Annotated in this window: 19 protein-coding genes, 1 tRNA gene and 1 pseudogene; 16 read left to right on the top strand and 5 right to left on the bottom strand. The window is 63.9% G+C overall.

Annotated features, from left to right (window positions below):
* A complete protein-coding gene (locus GL279_RS07460) occupies window positions 1-654 on the bottom strand; it encodes a L,D-transpeptidase (RefSeq protein ID WP_155063999.1) in 654 nt (217 codons plus the stop codon).
* A gap of 235 nt (window positions 655-889) precedes the next feature.
* Here GL279_RS07460 and dalA point away from each other — a divergent pair, with 235 nt between their 5' ends.
* From dalA to GL279_RS07415, 9 genes and pseudogenes are all read left to right on the top strand, one after another.
* On the top strand, window positions 890-1,471 hold the full coding sequence (dalA, locus tag GL279_RS07455) for a divisome-associated lipoprotein DalA (protein ID WP_170293938.1): 582 nt from the start codon (window positions 890-892) through the stop codon (window positions 1,469-1,471).
* 205 nt (window positions 1,472-1,676) lie between these two features.
* Window positions 1,677-2,183, top strand: a complete 507-nt coding sequence (locus tag GL279_RS07450) for a hypothetical protein (RefSeq protein WP_246175229.1) — start codon at window positions 1,677-1,679, stop codon at window positions 2,181-2,183.
* Entirely contained in the window at window positions 2,180-2,419 is a 240-nt protein-coding gene (locus tag GL279_RS07445) for a hypothetical protein (RefSeq protein WP_155063997.1), read from the top strand. The genes GL279_RS07450 and GL279_RS07445 overlap by 4 nt, the downstream gene beginning before the upstream one ends.
* Window positions 2,420-2,889: 470 nt before the next feature.
* Entirely contained in the window at window positions 2,890-3,453 is a 564-nt protein-coding gene (locus GL279_RS07440) for a head-tail connector protein (RefSeq protein ID WP_170293937.1), read from the top strand.
* On the top strand, window positions 3,450-5,087 hold the full coding sequence (locus tag GL279_RS07435; RefSeq protein ID WP_211371278.1) for a terminase large subunit domain-containing protein: 1,638 nt from the start codon (window positions 3,450-3,452) through the stop codon (window positions 5,085-5,087). Before GL279_RS07440 ends, GL279_RS07435 begins: the two co-directional genes overlap by 4 nt.
* Window positions 5,078-5,254, top strand: a pseudogene (locus GL279_RS19395) (HNH endonuclease); the annotation flags it as partial. The gene GL279_RS07435 and the pseudogene GL279_RS19395, both read left to right, overlap by 10 nt.
* Window positions 5,255-5,425: 171 nt before the next feature.
* Complete coding sequence (locus GL279_RS07425; protein WP_155063995.1) at window positions 5,426-6,661, top strand: phage major capsid protein; 1,236 nt, start codon at window positions 5,426-5,428, stop codon at window positions 6,659-6,661.
* Window positions 6,661-7,230, top strand: coding sequence for an HK97 family phage prohead protease (locus GL279_RS07420; protein WP_155063994.1), 570 nt, complete (start codon window positions 6,661-6,663; stop codon window positions 7,228-7,230). The genes GL279_RS07425 and GL279_RS07420 overlap by 1 nt, the downstream gene beginning before the upstream one ends.
* A gap of 1 nt (window position 7,231) precedes the next feature.
* Window positions 7,232-8,314 (top strand): phage portal family protein, encoded by a 1,083-nt coding sequence (locus GL279_RS07415; protein WP_155063993.1) that lies wholly within the window; start codon window positions 7,232-7,234, stop codon window positions 8,312-8,314.
* A gap of 252 nt (window positions 8,315-8,566) precedes the next feature.
* On the opposite strand, the gene GL279_RS07410 is transcribed toward GL279_RS07415, so the two are convergent.
* Both GL279_RS07410 and GL279_RS07405 read right to left on the bottom strand, forming a co-directional pair.
* A complete protein-coding gene (locus tag GL279_RS07410) occupies window positions 8,567-9,232 on the bottom strand; it encodes an NYN domain-containing protein (RefSeq protein ID WP_155063992.1) in 666 nt (221 codons plus the stop codon).
* A gap of 205 nt (window positions 9,233-9,437) precedes the next feature.
* A complete protein-coding gene (locus tag GL279_RS07405; RefSeq protein WP_155063991.1) occupies window positions 9,438-9,692 on the bottom strand; it encodes a hypothetical protein in 255 nt (84 codons plus the stop codon).
* Between the two features lie 44 nt (window positions 9,693-9,736).
* Between GL279_RS07405 and GL279_RS07400 the strand changes: the two genes are divergently transcribed.
* The 5 genes from GL279_RS07400 (at window position 9,737) to GL279_RS07380 (ending at window position 12,024) form a co-directional block, all read left to right on the top strand.
* On the top strand, window positions 9,737-9,916 hold the full coding sequence (locus GL279_RS07400; protein ID WP_155063990.1) for a hypothetical protein: 180 nt from the start codon (window positions 9,737-9,739) through the stop codon (window positions 9,914-9,916).
* Window positions 9,913-10,218: a hypothetical protein gene (locus tag GL279_RS07395; RefSeq protein WP_155063989.1), complete on the top strand. Its 306-nt coding sequence runs from the start codon at window positions 9,913-9,915 to the stop codon at window positions 10,216-10,218. Before GL279_RS07400 ends, GL279_RS07395 begins: the two co-directional genes overlap by 4 nt.
* Window positions 10,219-10,303: 85 nt before the next feature.
* A complete protein-coding gene (locus tag GL279_RS07390; RefSeq protein ID WP_155063988.1) occupies window positions 10,304-10,819 on the top strand; it encodes a MerR family transcriptional regulator in 516 nt (171 codons plus the stop codon).
* Window positions 10,820-10,825: 6 nt separating this feature from the next.
* A complete protein-coding gene (locus GL279_RS07385) occupies window positions 10,826-11,032 on the top strand; it encodes a hypothetical protein (RefSeq protein ID WP_155063987.1) in 207 nt (68 codons plus the stop codon).
* Complete coding sequence (locus tag GL279_RS07380) at window positions 11,026-12,024, top strand: site-specific integrase (RefSeq protein WP_155063986.1); 999 nt, start codon at window positions 11,026-11,028, stop codon at window positions 12,022-12,024. The genes GL279_RS07385 and GL279_RS07380 overlap by 7 nt, the downstream gene beginning before the upstream one ends.
* Before the next feature lie 81 nt (window positions 12,025-12,105).
* On the opposite strand, the gene GL279_RS07375 is transcribed toward GL279_RS07380, so the two are convergent.
* Both GL279_RS07375 and GL279_RS07370 read right to left on the bottom strand, forming a co-directional pair.
* A tRNA-Cys gene (locus GL279_RS07375) sits at window positions 12,106-12,179 on the bottom strand.
* Between the two features lie 262 nt (window positions 12,180-12,441).
* Window positions 12,442-15,231, bottom strand: coding sequence for a bifunctional aconitate hydratase 2/2-methylisocitrate dehydratase (locus tag GL279_RS07370; protein WP_155063985.1), 2,790 nt, complete (start codon window positions 15,229-15,231; stop codon window positions 12,442-12,444).
* Window positions 15,232-15,660: 429 nt separating this feature from the next.
* Here GL279_RS07370 and GL279_RS07365 point away from each other — a divergent pair, with 429 nt between their 5' ends.
* A complete protein-coding gene (locus tag GL279_RS07365) occupies window positions 15,661-16,473 on the top strand; it encodes a glycosyltransferase family 25 protein (protein WP_155063984.1) in 813 nt (270 codons plus the stop codon).
* 19 nt (window positions 16,474-16,492) lie between these two features.
* The gene (locus GL279_RS07360; RefSeq protein WP_343039736.1) at window positions 16,493-17,002 is read left to right on the top strand and encodes a tyrosine-type recombinase/integrase; all 510 of its coding nucleotides are present in this window, start codon (window positions 16,493-16,495) and stop codon (window positions 17,000-17,002) included.
* Window positions 17,003-17,245: the final 243 nt, after the last annotated feature.

Genomic DNA, 17,245 nt, shown 5'->3' with positions numbered 1-17,245 from the left:
TCAGATGACCAGCACCTGCGTGCCGATCTTGGTCAGCTCGTAAAGCTGCTCGACATGTTCGTTATACATGCCGATGCAGCCGTTCGAGGATTTGCGGCCGATCTTGCGCGTGTCATGCGTGCCGTGGATGCGGTAATACTGCCAGCTCAGCCACAGCGCGCGGGTGCCCAACGGGTTGTCGGGGCCGGCGGGCACGAAATCGGGCCATTCCGGGTTGCGCTTCTTCATCTCGGGGGTGGGCGACCAGGTCGGACCCTTGACCTTCTTGATGATCTCGGTCCGGCCGGTGCGGGTCAGGTCGGGGCTGACCGGAACCGAGGTCGGGTAAAGCTTGTAGACCGACTGATCCTCGGACCAGAAATGCAGCGCCCGCGAGGTCAGGTCGACCAGAATGGCGCCATTGGTCAGGTTGGTGAAATAGGGCTGCCAGTCCTGCATGCGGAAGCTGGAGATGTTGCGGCGCGAATCCTGCGTGGTGTCATATTGCACCATGCCCGCATCCGGCGTGGCGCCGGTGGCGCCGGTGGCCTGCAACGCCTGGCCGGTGTAGGGGTCGATGGATTGTGCCAGCGCGGGCGCAGCCAGTCCTGCCGCGCCAAGCGCCGCCGAAGTGGTGAGGAAAGTCCGACGCGAGACCGGATTTTTCGGCGTCATCTTCTTCTGTCGCTCCTGAATATGTCAGTGAACCGCCTGCTGCGGCCTTCTCTGCCCGATTTGCGATTGGAGTAGTTCTTTCTGGGCCTTACGCTTGCCGCGGGAGTCGCGCAATTCAAACTAGCGTCATTGTCGCAACAGAGTCGCAGCCTGTGGCGCTCACGCAATCTTGGGTTTGAAGGGGTGCCCGCGCTTTTGTATGGCTGACACAAAATCTCACCCGGGACAGAAGAACATGCTTAGACTATCAAGCCTTGCCCTGGCGGCCACGCTTGCGCTTGCCGCCTGCCAAAGCGCACCGCAACAACAGCTTGGCCCCGATGGCAAGCCGCTGCCGGTCGCCTACAAGATCACCCCCAAGGAAGAGGCGCAGATCGCGCCGCGCGTGCTGGGCCAGATCAACGCCCTGCGCGCCAATGTCGCCGCGACGCCCCTGACCGAAAGCCCGATGCTGGATACCGCAGCCAAGGCCCATGCCCGCGACATGGCGGCGCAGAACCGCGCGTGGCACTTTGGCTCGGACGGCTCGTCGCCGCTGGATCGCGTCCGGCGTCAGGGCTACATGGGCCATCTGATCGGCGAGAACATCTCGGAAACCTACGAGAACGACATCACCACGCTGAACGCATGGATGCAGAACCGCGACACGCGCGACGTGATCATGGATCCGCAGGCCAGCGAATTCGGCATCGGCTGGTATCAAGAGCCCTCGGGCAAGATCTGGTGGGCGCTGCTGACCGCCGGCGGCTCGTCCGCAACCGCGATGGCCGTGGGCGGCTTCACGCCCCCCGCCGGGGCGGCGGTGGCGCCGCTCTGATCGCGCTTGCGGGCGCGGATACCTCTGCGCCCTTGCACTCACCCGGGCGCCGCATGACGCGGCGCCTTTTTTCATGTCCCGGGCCAGGGACATGCGCAAGCACCCTGCCCTGTTGCTGGTCCAGACGCGGTGGCGATCTGGAAGCGGCCGCAAGCCGCATCCCACGCGCCCTGCCGCGAAACATCCGTCATGTGCTTGAAAAGACTTGGAGGCGGGTACCGGAATCGAACCGGTCTTCACGGATTTGCAATCCAATCGACTCCGTAGTGAAAACAGCGCGTTAGATCAGAAAAAGTATCAAGACAAACCGGGAACGCCCCGTGAACCTGATACCCCCGCCCTTCCGTCGAACGCGGCGGCCGAAAACGAAAACCCCGGTGCGCTGGCGGGCGCAACCGGGGCAGATCTGGAAGGCTTCTGGAGCCTCTTTAACCATAACCTAGAGCGCCAGGCGCAGGCAAGCCGGATCATCGACGCTGTGCTGTCCTGCGATCCCGAGGACCGGGTTCTGTTCCTCGAAACCATCCTCGACCAGATCCGTCCCGGCTGGCCCAAGTCGTTCAACATCGACGTGATGGAGGAAGCGGGCTGGTGGGCCGACACAGCCAGCACGCCCGAACGCAAGGCCTACATGCTGGCCTGCTATCGTCGCCTGTCGCGCACCGACAAGGAAGCGTTCCTGACTTACATCACCGGGAGGGCTGCGGCATGAGTGCGCAATCCCTTCGCCCGCTGGATGAACTGCTCTGGTCTTGGCCGACTGTCTGCAAGGCGGCGACCAATGATTGGGCCAAGAGCTTCGCCCAGTCGATCCAGCGGCAGTCGCGGCGTCCGAACTGGATGCCGACCCCCAAGCAGCATGTCCTGATGCAACGCATGGTGGCCGAGGTCTACCGGCAACGCGGCGATTTCGACGACTGCGACGACTTCCCGTTGATCGAGGACTGAACCGCCTCGCCCCCGCGTCTCGGGCACGGCGCGGGGGCGACCATTCACCGGAGCGAGCCGGGCCGACCCGGATATATCCCACCTTCCGTCCTAGCTTCTGACCGCTGAGCGAATTCAGCGGGGATATGACGATCCGGGGTCTACCCCAACCCGCGCCAAGACCGGCACCTTCTGGGCTGGCGCAGAAACGCGACACTTAACCCACCGAGGGCATACCCGGCCAATGAGGCGAGGGGACGACCATCGGGGACCGCACCGGCGCAGAGCTGCAAAGGGCGGGGCAGGAGCAAAGCCTGCGGGACAGCGGTTGGCCCCCGTCATCGGGCATCGCGCGGATACGGATCGAGGAAGCCGAAGGTCTGTCCCCTGCAAGTCGGGGGGACAGTAGCGGGGGCCGGCTAAACGCCAAAATATTAGGTATCAAACCGGACCTATTTATGGTAAGTAATACTGACCTATCGGACACTCGAATGCACATCACCCGCGCCCCTCTCTCGACCGACGACCCGTTCACCCTGGACGATGTAAAGCTGCACGCCCGCGTGTCGTTCGATGACGACGACCCCGACTTGGTGTTGATGGCCCGGACGGCGGCGCGCGAGATCGAGGCGCATTGCGCGCTGGCGCTGATGACCCAGATCATCACCGTCACCTTCACCGAATGGGGATGCGTGGCTCCTCTGCCCATTGGCCCGCTGGACGTGGTGGCGCTGGACGATCACCCGATCACCGTGCAGACCCGTGAGGCGGATGGCTCGCTTGTCTCATGGCCGCAAGGCTGGTGGGTGGACGCCGGGCGCTATCCCGTGCTGCACCTGACCGACCGGCAGTTCATGGACGGCACGGCGCTTGTCGTGACCTATCCGGCGGGCTTCGGCTCGGCTGCGGCCAGCATCCCCGAGGATCTGCAACACGCGATCAACGACCAGGCGGCGGCGTTCTATGACCAGCGCGGGGCCGAGGATGGCAAGCAGGGGCTATCGCTGGCCGCGTCCCGCATCGCAGCGCGTCACCGCAGGGTGGCCGTGGCATGACCGAGGCGGCGACCAGGGCGAAGGGGCGCAAGGGGCGGTCGGGGACTGGTCCCAATGCCCAGGTTTCGATTGGGGCGGTGGACCGGCGGCGGAGTGTTCCGCTCTCTTTCCCGACCCCCGAAAAGGCCGATCTGGCGATCCAGTTCCTGGAAACCCTGAAAATTCCGGAAGGGAAAAAGGCCGGTGAGCCGCTGCGGCTGGCCGAGTTCCAGAAGCGTTTCGTGCGCGGCGCGATGGCGGATGGCGTCATGGTGGCCTGCCTCTCCATTGGCCGGGGCAATGCCAAGACCGCGCTGTCGGCGGGGCTGGCGCTCGGCGCGCTCAAGGGCATCTGGGACGATCAGCCCAAGCGCGAGATCCTGTTTGCCGCCCGGAACCGCGATCAGGCCAAGACCGCGTTCCAGTTCCTTGTCGGCTTCATCGAGGGACTGCCCGAGGACGAGCAAGAGCAATTCCTGATCCGGCGCGGCTCCAAGCTGGAAGTCGAATACAGCGGCAACGGCGGCGGGCTGGCGCGCTGTATCGCGGCAGATGGCAAGTCGATCCTCGGCGGCGCTCCGACGCTGGCGCTGATGGACGAACGGGCGGCATGGGAACGCGAGAAGGGCGACAACCTCGAAAACGCCATTCTCTCGGGCCTGGGCAAGCGCGATGGCCGGGCGCTGATTATCTCGACCTCGGCACCCGACGACGCGAACACCTTTTCCCGCTGGCTGGATGAACCCCCGCCCGGAACCTATGTGCAGGAACATCGGCCAGCCTTTGGCCTGCCTGCCGACGATCTGGAAAGCCTGCTGCAAGCCAACCCCGGCGCGCCCGAGGGCATCGGCTCCACGGCGGAATGGCTGGTGGCGCAGGCCAAGCGGGCGATTGCGCGCGGCGGCTCGGCGCTGTCGTCGTTTCGGAATCTCAACAGAAATGAGCGGGTTTCGACCGAGGATCGTTCGGTTCTGGTGACGGTGGACGAATGGCTCTCTGCCGAGGTGAACCCCGATCAGCTTCCCGCGCGCGAAGGGCCGTGCATCCTTGGCGTGGATCTGGGCGGCTCTCGCTCCATGTCGGCAGCGGCGTTCTACTGGCCCGATACGGGCCGTCTTGAGGCTCTGGGCACTTTCCCCGCCGCGCCGTCTCTGGCCGACCGTGGGGCCGCTGATGGCGTCTCCGACCGCTACACCGAGATGCAGGAACGCGGCGAGCTGTCCGTCATGGGCGATGCGACGGTTCCGCCCGGCCCGTGGCTGGCCGAGATCGTCAAGAAGCTGGAAGGCATCACCCCGGCTTGCATCTGCGGCGACCGCTTCCGCCATGCCGAGTTCATCGAGGCGATGGAAAAGGCAGGGCTGGCCCGCGTCCCGTTCATCTGGCGGGGCTTCGGCTGGAAAGACGGCTCCGAGGATATTGAGCGGTTCCGGCGCGCGCTGTTCGACGGCGAGGTGAAATGCACGGCGTCCCTGCTGCTGCGCTCCGCTTTCTCCGACGCAATCGTGCTGTTGGATCCGGCCATGAACGCCAAGCTGGCGAAGGGCCGCAGCCTCGGGCGCATCGACGCTGCGGCGGCGACCGTGCTGGCGGTGGCGCAGGGGCAGCGCATGAAGGCGGCACCGATCCGCAAGGCGAGGCTGCAATGGGCGTGACGCGCGACGAATGGCGGCGGTTCTCTCGGCCCGTCCTGAAAACCAAACGCTGGCAGGTGCTGCGGCAGATCGTGCTGGAACGCGACGGCTGGGCCTGCGTGGACTGTGGCACCCGCAAGGGGCGGCTGGAAATCGACCATGTGAAGCCGGTTCGCAGCAATCCCGAGCTGGCCTTTGACCCGGCGAATTGTGCCGTGCGGTGTTCATCCTGTCACACGAAAAAAAACCCGGATCGAGTGCGGGCACCCCGCGCCGGTCATCACGCCCGAGCGATCCGCCTGGGCGAAAGCCGTTGCCGATCTGGCGACAAATCCCAACCCGGCAACATGAGGTATCAAATGCTGGATTCTGTGAAAATCGCCCGTCGCCAGTCGGAAATCCGGCAGGCTTTGGCGGGTCTGGTTGGCAAGGACAGCCCGACCGAGGACGAAACCCGCTCCATGGAGACCATGGACGCGGAATACCGCACCAACGAAACCCGCTATCGGGCGGCGCTGGTGGCCGAGGATCAGGAGCGGCGCGAAGCCGGGGCCGATCTGGAAACCCGCTCGGATCGTGAATATGCCGAGCTGGTGGGCCGGTTCGAGCTGCGCCAGGTGGCGCTGGCTCTGGACGAGGGCAAGGCGCTGTCGGGCGCGACCAAGGAAGTCGTGGACGAGCTGCGCAGCAAGGGCGGCTATCAGGGCGTCCCGGTCCCGCTGGCGGCTCTGGAAACCCGAGCGGGCGAAACCGTCGCGGCTGACCAGATCAACCCGAAAACCATCCGCCCGGTGATCGACCGGCTGTTCCCGGCTTCGGTGGCATCGCGCCTCGGCGTCCAGTCCATCAATATCACCTCGGGCGAGCTGGAATTCCCGGTTGCGACCGCTGGTGCCGTATTCGGCTGGCAGACCACCGAGCTTGCCAATGTCGGCGCGCAACAGTCCTATGTCACGACCGAGCGCAGCCTGAACCCCGACCAGACCGGCGGCGCGCAAATGGTCATCAGCCGCAAGGCGCTGAAACAGGCGGGCGAGGGGCTGGAAAGCGCGATCCGGCGCGACCTGAACGCGGTGATCGGCACCGAGCTTGACCGGGTTGTTATCAACGGCACCGGCACGGCGGGCCAGCCTCTGGGCATCATCCCCGGCGCAACGACCTATGGCATCACCTCGACCGCCGTCGGCGCGACCGCGACGTGGGCGGCGTTTCGGGCGCAGGTGGTGGCCTTCATGCAGGCCAATGCGATCACCTCGGCCAGTCAGGTGAATCTGGGCTTTGGCCCGGCGATCTGGGCCGAGCTGGACGACGCGCTTATCACCGGCACCGCCGTTTCGGAATGGGACCGCCTGACCAAGCACATCGGCAGCCCGGCGATCAGCAACGTGATCCCCGACGAAACCGCGATCCTGACCGCGACCGTGCAGGGCATCGCGCCCGGCTATCTCGGCATCTATGGCGGCGTCGATCTGATCCGCGACCCCTACACCAAGGCGGCCAGCGGCCAGTTGGTGCTGACGGCGCTGGTCACGGCTGACTTCACCGTGCCGCGCGGGCTGCAAACCCGCATCCTGACCGGCATCGGTGAACCCTGATGCTGTGGGGCGGCTTCAACGGTTCGCTTGAGCTGCGCACCGAGGGCGGGGCAACCCGCCTGCGGGGCCGCTTCCCCTATGGGGCGGCAACGGTTCTGGCGACGACCCCGACCCGCAAGCGCGAGGTGTTTGCGGCGCGGGCCTTCGCGGCACGGATTGAGGCGGGCGAGGACATTCACCTGCTGGCCGGGCATGACTTCGAGAAGCCGCTCGCCAGCCGCGCTGCGGGTAGCCTGGACCTGACCGACACCGACGACGCGCTGGTGTTCGAGGCGCGGATCGAGGGCAGCACGTCCTGGGCGCAGGACTTTCTGGCGGCTCATGCCTCGGGCCTGATCCGTGGCCTATCCCCCGGCTTCCGCGTGGCGCAGGGAGATGGGGCCGAACTGGTCAAGCGTGACGGCGAGGGCCTGATCCGCGTCATCCACCGGGCCGAGCTGTTCGAGCTGTCGGCAGTCACCCGGCCCGCCTATCCCATGGCGCAGGTGGAAGCCCGGTCATGGGAAACCCATCAGGACCGGCAACCCTATCGGGGTGCTGTTCACCCCCTAAATCGATGGAGGGTCTGACATGGGCAATTTATTGCACAAGTTCTGGCGCAAACCTCCGCAAGAAATTGCGGAAGACGAAACCCGCGCTGTTCAACCCGGCTACACCGCTGCACTAATGGCCGCGCGCGAAGCGTGGATCAGCGGCGGCTCCGGGCTGGCCGAGCTGACAGGGGCCGTGCAAGCCTCTGTGAGCCTCTGGGAAAGCGGCCTGTCGCTGGCGGATGTCACCGGCACCGATCTTCTGGACCGGCGCAGCATGGCGATCTGCGCCCGGGCGCTGGCCCTGCGTGGCGAATGCCTGTTCCTAATCCGCGACCGGCTGATTCCGGCCACCGATTGGGATTTGTCGACCCGCTACGGCCAGCCGCGCGCCTATCGCCTAGGCCTGCCCGAGATCGGCGGCGGGCGGTCGGAAACCGTGCTGGCGGGCGAGGTGCTGCACTTCCGCATCGGCTGCGATGCCGTCACCCCCTGGGCCGGATCGGCACCCCTGGCCCGCGCCAAGCTGTCGGCATCGCTTCTGGACGAAATCACCACCGCCTTGCGCGATGTATTCAGGGACGCGCCTATCGGTTCGCAGATCATCCCGGTTCCCGAGGGATCGACCGAGGACATGGCGGCAATGCGGCGCAGCTTCCGGGGCAACCGGGGCGCGTCCCTGGTGATCGAGGGCGTGGCGCAGGCGACGGCGGCCGGCATGAACCCGAACCTCGGGCAATCGCCGGATCAGCTTTCCCCGGACCTGTCGCGGACGCTGGCCGATGCCCTGCTGACGCAGGCCAAGGGCGAGATCTACAACGTGTTCGGCATCCTGCCAGGCCTGACCAACCCGGCGACCACCGGCCCGCTGGTGCGCGAGGCGCAGCGCCATCTGGCCCAGCTGGTGCTGCAACCCATCGTCAACCTGATGGCCGAGGAAGCGAGCGAGAAGCTCGGCGCGACCGTTGCCATCGACGTGGTGCGCCCCATGCAGGCTTATGACCACGGCGGCAAGGCGCGGGCGCTGTCCACGATGCTGCAAGCCATGGCGACGGCGAAAGAGGCCGGGCTAAACCCTGCGACCGTCAAGGACGCGCTGGCCTTCATCGACTGGGCGGAATGACGAGATAGGGCGGGATGCGCCCTGCGGGTATCTGGTCTCCGCGAAGCATCTGGGATTAGACGGCGAGTGCCCGGCCCCGACAGCCGAAAACCCCGTCACGGCGCGGCCCTCAGTCACCTTTCTCCGGGGGCGCGGCGCAGGCAGGCACGGACTTACACCGGGGCTTGCCAAAGCGGCACGTGCATGTGCCAGCCCCGCGTTTGGGGCCGGGGCCGGGATGGCGCAGGGGATCTGCGCGCCCGGCCCAACTCCTTACTTGGCCGGGAGTGCCTTAGGTTGCGGCGGATCATAAGCGTGAGGGCGGCGGGCGACGATCAAACCCGTGACAGGGTCCACAACAGTTGCACCGAGTAAGCAACGCTCAAGATGAACCTGCTTGATGGATGCTAGCTTTTTCTTTCCAACAAGCTGGCCGATTTCCTTGCTATGCCCCGCATTCGGTGGCGAGATTACCTTAATGGATTTTTCCGGGAAGCCAGTCCTGACCATTCGGATTGCTGGCGTAAGGTCACTATCACGGCTGATAATAAACGCTTCATCGAAACTGTCTTTATAGGCTTCGTTCAATAGCCACAAAGCGATGTTTACATCCGTTTCTTTTTCTTCGTGCGCTTTATACGGGCTTTTGCAAGTCCGGCAGTACATATCTTTTTCTTTGAACCGGCCCATAACGGGAGTCACGCCAGTCGCCTGTAACGCGGCTACGTATTGCTGATGACGAGCATAAGACACGGCTCGCCAAGTTGCATAGGCAGAGAAGTAAAAGACTTCATTCAGGACATGCGTTTTAGGGTCGGTGAAGGCTGCAATCAGCTTTCGAAGATCAAACCATTTCAGGTGTGACGCGCCAATCTTTTCCACAGCGTGGTAGAGATTAAAGCCATCCACAAAACACTGCACACGAATAGGCTTGGTCATGCCCTTCCCGATATGAGAACCCCCGAGCCGTAGCCCGGGGGAGGCGCTGCGGCCGAGGCCGCAGCGGGATTAATGAGGCTAGATAGCGCTTCTGATTCGCGAATGTCAAGAGGCTCTAAGGTGTTGCGCGGACTCGAATCGGCTAAACTGTCAACAAGGATCTACATTTTGTGCCAAGCGAGACTTTTACGTCAACCAGTGGCGATCAGAGCTCTTTGACCATCATGGAGGCCATCATCTGCCGTATCATTTCAGGTCGCGACGGCACCGGGTCCAGCTTGGCACGTTCGGCGTCCAACCATTCGAGCATTTCAGGAAGGATGCGGACCGTCACCGGGGTCGCATCTGTTCGCGGCCTGCCGCCCTTGCTCTTTCCGGTTTTCAATGTTGACAACCCAACCTGACGCTGAATAGGTTGATAATGTCGAAAACGACGCGGGCTGACAAGGTGGTAGCACACCGAGCCAGCCCTAACCGAAACCCTGATCTTAGGAGGATCAGCGAATGGCTACCCATTGCCATAACACCCCCGGCTTGCCTGATGCCAGCCTGCACATCATCCGCGATATGATCCTGCTGGCGCTGGATGCGACCGAAGCCCCGAACCTGCCCGAAGCCAACCGCCTGGAAGCCCGCGCCGCCCTGGCCGAGGCTCTGGACGTGATCGAGGGGGCGGAAGCATGACCTATGTCGAGCAAGTGAAAGCCGAGGTTGCCGCCCGGTATGGCGTCCCCGTCCTCTGCGAGGTGCGGATCATCCCGCGCGGCGCATCGGCTCTGGCCCCAGGCGCGCAGTCGTCGCCTGCGCTCAATGCGCCCGCCGCGATCCCCAAAACCGGCCGTCGCAAGCGTGCGGGCGGCATCACGGCCGACGAGGAGCAGAAGATCATCGCCATGCGACGGCAAGGCGTATCCTATCGCAAGATCGCCGCCGACTTGGGGCGCAGCCTGAACGGCGTCTACAAGGTCGCATACCTCTGGGGCTGAGCCACTGCGCTGGTCGCGTTAAGTGTTCGATTGACTTCCTTGGCTTATCGAGAGATAAGGGTTCAAGAGAACATTTGAGGCAACCATGTCAATCTTTCACCAACAGTTCGCCAACAGCGAAATCGTCGCGGCAACCGGCGTGACCAACTATCAACTGCAGAACTGGCTCAAGCGTGGTCAGATCATCGGGCAAGGGGTTGAGGGCGGCGGCAGCCCCGGCAAGCACCGCAGGTTCAGTTTCTTCAACCTGATGGAGATCGCCGTCTCCAAGGCGCTGATCGACACGGGCTTGACTGATATGCAACGTGTGACCGAGGCGGCGGCCGGATTTGCGCACACCGGCAATGGTGCCATCGGGGATCGTCCCGGTCGTCAGCCGGGGTTCCCGTTCAAGGACGGAAAAACCATGCTGATCGTCGGACCGGAACGGAGTGCAGAATACCAGATTGGCCTCAGCGATCATCCGCTGGGGTTGCTGGCCGCGATCAAGGAACACGGGATCGGTGCCATCGTCATCGACGTCTCCGAGGTGTTTTCCGTGACGCTGCGCCGCGCTGGCTTGGACCCGGTGGCGGCGCTTAACGAGGCGTATAACGGCTAACCCGACATGACCAAGTTGCCCCCTGTTCTCGCCAGCGAAAGGACCGCAGCGCAGCTTCTGGATATGAAGCCCTGCGAGTTCCGTTCGCTGGTGGACGCGGGGCACCTGCCCAAGCCGCGCAGCATCGGCGGGCTGCCCCGATGGGACATGCCCGAGCTTTACAAGATCATTCGCGGCGAGGCCGTGGACGGCATGGGAGACGTGCAATGGTAGCCAAGCGATACCTTTGGAAGCATCCGAGCGGGCGCATCTATGTGCGTCTCAAGGGCAAGCTGCACCGCATCACCGCTGCCGAGGGCACCGCAGACTTCGACCGCCAGTATTGGGAGATCCTGACCGGCAAGCGGATGCAGGCGAAAACTTCATGGGCGGCGCTCATGGAAGATTACCGCAAGTCCGACCGCTGGACCGGCCTCAAGCCGCGCACCCGGCAGGATTATGACAAGGTGATGGATTATCTGCGCGAGAAGATCGGCACCCGCGACGTGAAGGCGCTGACGCGGGCCGATGTGATCGGGGCGCAGAAAGCCAATGCGCACCGCACCCGCTTTGCAAACTACATCCCCCAGATGCTGGTCGTTCTCTGCGAACATGCCATTGATCTGGGATGGATTCAGAACAACCCAGCAAAAGGTGTCCGGGCGCTCAAGACCCCGATCGAGCGGCAGCGCGAGCATATGCCCTGGCCGGATTGGGCGGTGGAGAAATTCCGGGCCGAGGCCAGCGAGCTTTGCCGTCTGATCTTTGAGATCGGCGTGGGCAGCGTCCAGCGCCCCGGCGATTGGGTCGGCTTCCGCTGGAGCGACTATGATGGCGATTCTCTGACCCTGCGCCAGAACAAGACCGACAAGCCGCTGGTGCTGCCCTGCACCGATCAGCTCAAGGCCGCGCTGGACCACGCCAAGGCGGCGCAGGGGGTGGTTCCGATTGCGGCGCGTCCCATCCTCATCAAGCGGGACGGCAACCCGATCAGCTACCGTTACATGGCCGATCTGATGCTGAAAGAGCGCAAGCGGCTGGGGCTGGAAGCCTATGACCTTCATGCACTGCGCTATCGCGGCGTGAAGGAATTGGCATGGGCCGGATGTGATGATGACGAGATCGCTGCCTATTCCGGCCATGCCACCAAAGAGATGATTGCGAAGTACGCGGGCGAGGCTCGGCAAGAAATGCGGGCGCGCCAAGCACGGGAGAAAAGGCAATGAACAGAACAGGCACAGAACAGCAACGTGATACCCTAGGTGATACCCTAGGTCAGCTCATGTCCACTAAGTCATTGAAAGACTTGGAGGCGGGTACCGGAATCGAACCGGTCTTCACGGATTTGCAATCCGCTGCGTAACCTCTCCGCCAACCCGCCGGAGCCTCGCGTTTGCTAGGGTTTTCGCGCGGCGGGGTCAAGGGGGTTATCATCGCGCCCGTCACTTTCATGCCCGGATCGCGCTGGGGCATCAGGGCTAACGAATGACCGGCCCGCAGCCGGGGGCTGGGCACGGCCCTGCAAATGCAGCGAAAGGATGGCGGTGCGGTGCGCTTGGGGCCGGGACCGGCCGCGCGGGGGATCGGGCAGAGGCGGTGCCATCTGCCCGATCCGTGGTTCAGGGGTCAGCCAAGGGCCGATCTCAGAAATGCACCGACCGCGCCAAGCCGGGCTTTTCGACCGGCGGGGCGAATTTGGTCAGGTCGATGCCCTCGACGGCCTCTTTGTATTCCTCGGCGCTGGGGGTGCGGCCAAGGATCGCCGACAGTACCACCACCGGGGTCGAGGCCAAAAGCGATTCGCCCTTCTTCGCGGCGCTGTCCTCGACCACGCGGCCCTGGAACAGGCGGGTCGAAGTGGCCAGCACGGTATCGCCCTTGGCCGCCTTTTCCTGGTTGCCCATGCAGAGGTTGCAGCCGGGACGCTCAAGATACAGGATGTTCTCGTATTCGGTGCGCGCCTTGGCCTTGGGGGCCAGATCGTCGAATTCGAAGCCGGAATAGCGCTGCAGGATTTCCCAGTCGCCCTCGGCCTTCAGCTCGTCGATGATGTTGTAGGTGGGTGCGGCCACGACCAGCGGCGCCTTGAACTCGACCTTGCCATTGGCCTTTTCGATGTTCTTGAGCATCTGCGCGACGATCTTCATATCGCCCTTGTGCACCATGCAGGAACCGACAAAGCCCAGATCGACCTTTTTCGTGCCGCCGTAATAGGAGACGGGGCGGATCGTGTCATGGGTGTAGCGTTTCGACACATCGGCGTTGTTCACGTCCGGGTCGGCGATCATCGGCTCGTCGATCAGGTCCAGATCCACGACGACCTCGGCGAAGTATTTCGCGTTGTCGTCGGGGGCGAGCGCCGGTTTCTCGCCCGAGCGGATCTCGGCGATGCGGGCATCGGCCTTGGCGATCAGCCCGCGCAGAGTGCCGGCGGCATTCTCCATGCCCTTGTCGATCATGATCTGGATGCGCGATTTGGCGATTTCCAGCGATTCGATCAGCGTCTCGTCCTGCGAGATGCAGATCGAGGCCTTGGCCTTCATCTCGGCGGTCCAGTCGGTGAAGGTGAAGGCTTGGTCGGCCAGCAGCGTGCCGATATGGACCTCGATGATGCGGCCCTGGAACACGTTGTCGCCATGCTGTTTCAGCATCTGCGCCTGCGTCGCATGGACCACGTCGCGGAAATCCATCCACGGCTTCATCTTGCCCTTGAAGGTCACCTTGACCGATTGCGGGATCGGCATGGTCGCCTCGCCCGTGGCCAGCGCCAGCGCGACGGTGCCCGAGTCGGCGCCAAAGGCCACGCCCTTGGACATGCGGGTATGGCTGTCACCGCCGATGATGATGGCCCAGTCATCCACGGTGATGTCGTTCAGCACCTTGTGGATTACGTCGGTCATAGCGTGATAGACGCCCTTGGGGTCGCGCGCGGTGATCAGGCCGAAGTTGTTCATGAATTTCATGAGCTTCGGAATGTTTTCCTGCGCCTTCTTGTCCCAGACCGAGGCGGTGTGGCAGCCCGACTGATAGGCGCCGTCCACGATGGGCGAGATAACGGTCGCGGCCATCGCTTCAAGCTCTTGCGCGGTCATCAGGCCGGTGGTGTCCTGCGAGCCGACGATGTTGACGCGCACGCGCACGTCCGAACCCGCATGCAACACCTTGCCCGGCGTCACGCCGACGGCGTTGCGGTTGAAGATCTTTTCGACCGCGGTCAGGCCCTGCCCTTCGACGGTGATTTCCTTGTTCGGCGCAAAGACCGGGGTCGGCTCGATGCCCAGCGTCTGCGCGGCAAAGGTCTGCAACTTCTTGCCAAAGACGATGGCGTAAGAGCTGCCGGCCTTCATGAACTCCATCTTCTGGGGGGTGAAAGCGGCGGCGATATCGACCAGTTCCTGGCCATTTTCGTCGCGCAGCTTCTTGTTCTTGCTGTCGATCACCAGCACGGTGCCAGTGGCGACGGAATAGGCCTGTTCAAGGATCGGGTTGCCGTCGTTGTTCAGGATCGGCTTGCCGTCCGCGTCGGTCTTGCGCACCCAGTTCTTGAGGTTGATGCCAATGCCGCCGGTCACGTCCACCGTGGTGCCAAAGATCGGCGAGATGCCGTTGGTGCCGGCAACAACCGGGGCGTAGTTGACGAAGGGCACATAGGGGCTGGCTTTCTTGCCGGTCCACAGCGCCACGTTGTTCACGCCCGACATGCGCGACGAGCCGACGCCCATCGTGCCTTTTTCGGCGATCATCATCACGCGCTTGCCCGGGTGCTGGGCTTGCAGCGCCACGATTTCGGCCTGTCCTTCGGGCGAGATCATGCATTTGCCATGCAGTTCGCGGTCGGAACGCGAATGCGCCTGATTGCCGGGCGACAGCAGGTCGGTCGAGATGTCGCCTTCGGCGGCGATATAGGTCACGACCTTGATCTCGTCCTCGACCTCGGGAAGCTTGGTAAAGAATTCGGCCTTGGCATAGCTTTGCAGGATGTCGGCTGCGACCGGGTTGCCGGCCTTGTAGGCATCGGCCAGACGGGCCATGTCGGCGTCGTAAAGGAACACCTGCGTCTTGAGCACCTCGCCCGCGCCCGCCGCGATGGCGGCGTCATCGCCCAGCGCCAGATCCAGCAGCGCCTCGACCGAGGGGCCGCCCTTCATGTGCGACAGCAGCTCCAGCGCAAAGGCCGGGGTGATTTCGGGCACGATGTCCTGCCCAAGGATGATCGCCTTGAGGAAGGCGGCCTTGACGCCCGCCGCGCTGGTGGTGCCCGGAAGTGCGTTGTAGATAAAGAAGTTCAGGCAATCGCTTCTGTGATCGCTTTGACCGTCCTTGATATGGGCGATCAGCTCGGCCAGCAGCGCGCCGTCATCGATCGGCTTGGGGTGCAGGCCCTGCGCTTTGCGGGCTTCGATTTCAGCTAGGTAGTCTGTATAAAGGCTCATGACGTTCCCTACGATCCGGTTCGATTCAGGCTGAAACACCGGGCCGAGGAACGGATGGCGAGCGGCGGCAAGCCCAATTGTATGCACAGGTATACAAATCACCCGCCGCTGACAAGAGGGGATGGCCCCGATCGCGCCGCTTTCACCACCCCGCCCGGCAAAACGGCACGCCCTGCCCCGATGCGATGCGCCAAGGCCGCGCCCGCCCCGGCGCGTGGCGGCCGCATACGCTTGGCGGTGGACATGCCTTGCGATCCTCCGCAAGATGCGCCTTGGGCGGCCGCGGTTTCCCGGACGGGACCAGGATGCCCCGGGCAGGCAAAGGAGAAACGCGCCCCCCTCATCATGTGATACCCCCGCTGATCACGACAGCGTCCCATCCGAGCCAGGCCCGGGCAGCAGCCAGGCCGCAACGACCAGCGAGCACCCATGTCCCAATGGCCTATCTTTGTCCTGTCTCTGGCATCGGCGCAAAACCGGCGCGCCGACATCACCGAACAATTCGCCCTTCTCGGGCTTGATTTCCAGTTCATCGACGCCACCGACGGGCGGCAGGGCCTGCCACCCGAGCTGGAATCCATGGTGGACCGGACCGGCACGCTGGCGCAAAGCGGTTTTCGCATGTCCGATGGCGAATATGCCTGCGCCATAACCCATCAACTGGCCTATGCCCGCATCATCGACGAAAATCTGCCCGGCGCCATCATCCTTGAGGATGATGCCGTGCTGACATGGCTGTTTCGCGATTTCTACGCCAGCGCCCAATATCAGGCCGGCGACCTGATCCAGCTTTACCATTACAACGGCACCACGCATGCGCGCCGGCCCCGCGCCGGCGGGCCATTGCAACTGATGCGACTGGCCAGCAATTCATGGATGGCGGTCGGCTATTCGATTTCGCGCCACGGGGCCGAGGCGATGCGCCGGCACAGCCTGCCGCTGCGGGCGCGCGCCGACTGGCCCTGCGACACGTTCAGGATCATGCGCCATTACGTCACCACGCCGCGGGCCGTGCTGCACCCGGTGCCAACCGCCAGACAAAGCACGATCAGCAAGGACAGCTTTCCGACGGATTTCGATTTCTCGCAGGGCTATGCCAAGGGCTGGCGCCGCCTGCTGAGCGCGGCATCCTGGGGCCGGCTGCTGCGCCGCCCGTTCCGGCGCAAGCTCGACCCCGGCCGCGCCCCCACGCCCGAGGAGCGCGCGCAACTGGTCAGCGAACGGTATCAGGCGGTGCTGTAGGCAGCGCCGGCGCGATACCGTGCGGGGCGCCCGGTGGGATGAAATCGACCTTGACGCCGCGATGTGGATTGTCCCGGCTGAGCGCATGAAGATGGAGCGGGAACACCGGGTGCCGCTGACTGCCGAGGCGGTGGCGCTGCTGGCGGCCCTGCTGCGCTTCGAGGACAACCCGCTGGTGTTTCCTGCGCCCCGGGGCGGGGAGATATCCGATATGACGCTGAGTTCCACCATGAAGCGGTTGCACGCGGGCGACGTGGCCGAGGGCGGCAAGGGTTTCATCGATCGGGTGAGCAAGCGCCCGGCCGTGCCGCACGGTCTGCGTTCCACCTTCCGCGATTGGGTCGCCGAGGAAACCCACTTCCCCGGCGACATGGCCGAGGTGGCGCTGGCCCACAAAGTCGGCAATGCAGTCGAAACGTCCTATCGGCGCGGCGACATGGTTGAGAAGCGGCGGGCGATGATGACCGCTTGGGCGGAATACCTAACCGGGAAAGACCGGGCTGGGGCCGAAATTGTGAGGATTGCGTGATGTTCGCTCCAGACGGATACGTTCCTGTTTCCTCTCTGCGAAAGCTTCGAGAAAATGCGATGCCCATTTTCGCAGAAAGTCGTCACGCGATGATGGAAATGATGATGGGGCATGAGCCTAGGCCGTGTTGACAAAAGGGGTTCCGTTGGCAGTCGTCCTATGATTCAAGCTCATCTCTGCTTGGGAGATGGGCTTGGCGCGCAACCTGATATCCGACGATGAGTGGGCCTTCTTCGAGGGCTT

The sequence above is a fragment of the Paracoccus limosus genome (assembly GCF_009711185.1).
In the GTDB taxonomy this organism is placed as follows: Bacteria; Pseudomonadota; Alphaproteobacteria; order Rhodobacterales; family Rhodobacteraceae; genus Paracoccus; species Paracoccus limosus.
This window is presented reverse-complemented; position numbering and strand designations above follow the sequence as displayed.

Excerpts from the sequence above, each read along its gene's own strand:
- GL279_RS07395 (WP_155063989.1), top strand. The coding sequence starts at position 9,913 with ATGACCTATGTCGAGCAAGTGAAAGCCGAGGTTGCCGCCCGGTATGGC.
- GL279_RS07440 (WP_170293937.1), top strand. The coding sequence starts at position 2,890 with ATGCACATCACCCGCGCCCCTCTCTCGACCGACGACCCGTTCACCCTG.
- GL279_RS07425 (WP_155063995.1), top strand. The coding sequence starts at position 5,426 with ATGCTGGATTCTGTGAAAATCGCCCGTCGCCAGTCGGAAATCCGGCAG.
- GL279_RS07415 (WP_155063993.1), top strand. The coding sequence starts at position 7,232 with ATGGGCAATTTATTGCACAAGTTCTGGCGCAAACCTCCGCAAGAAATT.
- GL279_RS07435 (WP_211371278.1), top strand. The coding sequence starts at position 3,450 with ATGACCGAGGCGGCGACCAGGGCGAAGGGGCGCAAGGGGCGGTCGGGG.
- GL279_RS07390 (WP_155063988.1), top strand. The coding sequence starts at position 10,304 with ATGTCAATCTTTCACCAACAGTTCGCCAACAGCGAAATCGTCGCGGCA.
- GL279_RS07400 (WP_155063990.1), top strand. The coding sequence starts at position 9,737 with ATGGCTACCCATTGCCATAACACCCCCGGCTTGCCTGATGCCAGCCTG.
- GL279_RS07410 (WP_155063992.1), bottom strand. The coding sequence starts at position 9,232 with ATGACCAAGCCTATTCGTGTGCAGTGTTTTGTGGATGGCTTTAATCTC.
- GL279_RS07460 (WP_155063999.1), bottom strand. The coding sequence starts at position 654 with ATGACGCCGAAAAATCCGGTCTCGCGTCGGACTTTCCTCACCACTTCG.
- GL279_RS07385 (WP_155063987.1), top strand. The coding sequence starts at position 10,826 with ATGACCAAGTTGCCCCCTGTTCTCGCCAGCGAAAGGACCGCAGCGCAG.
- GL279_RS07420 (WP_155063994.1), top strand. The coding sequence starts at position 6,661 with ATGCTGTGGGGCGGCTTCAACGGTTCGCTTGAGCTGCGCACCGAGGGC.
- GL279_RS07380 (WP_155063986.1), top strand. The coding sequence starts at position 11,026 with ATGGTAGCCAAGCGATACCTTTGGAAGCATCCGAGCGGGCGCATCTAT.
- GL279_RS07370 (WP_155063985.1), bottom strand. The coding sequence starts at position 15,231 with ATGAGCCTTTATACAGACTACCTAGCTGAAATCGAAGCCCGCAAAGCG.
- GL279_RS07365 (WP_155063984.1), top strand. The coding sequence starts at position 15,661 with ATGTCCCAATGGCCTATCTTTGTCCTGTCTCTGGCATCGGCGCAAAAC.
- GL279_RS07445 (WP_155063997.1), top strand. The coding sequence starts at position 2,180 with ATGAGTGCGCAATCCCTTCGCCCGCTGGATGAACTGCTCTGGTCTTGG.
- dalA (WP_170293938.1), top strand. The coding sequence starts at position 890 with ATGCTTAGACTATCAAGCCTTGCCCTGGCGGCCACGCTTGCGCTTGCC.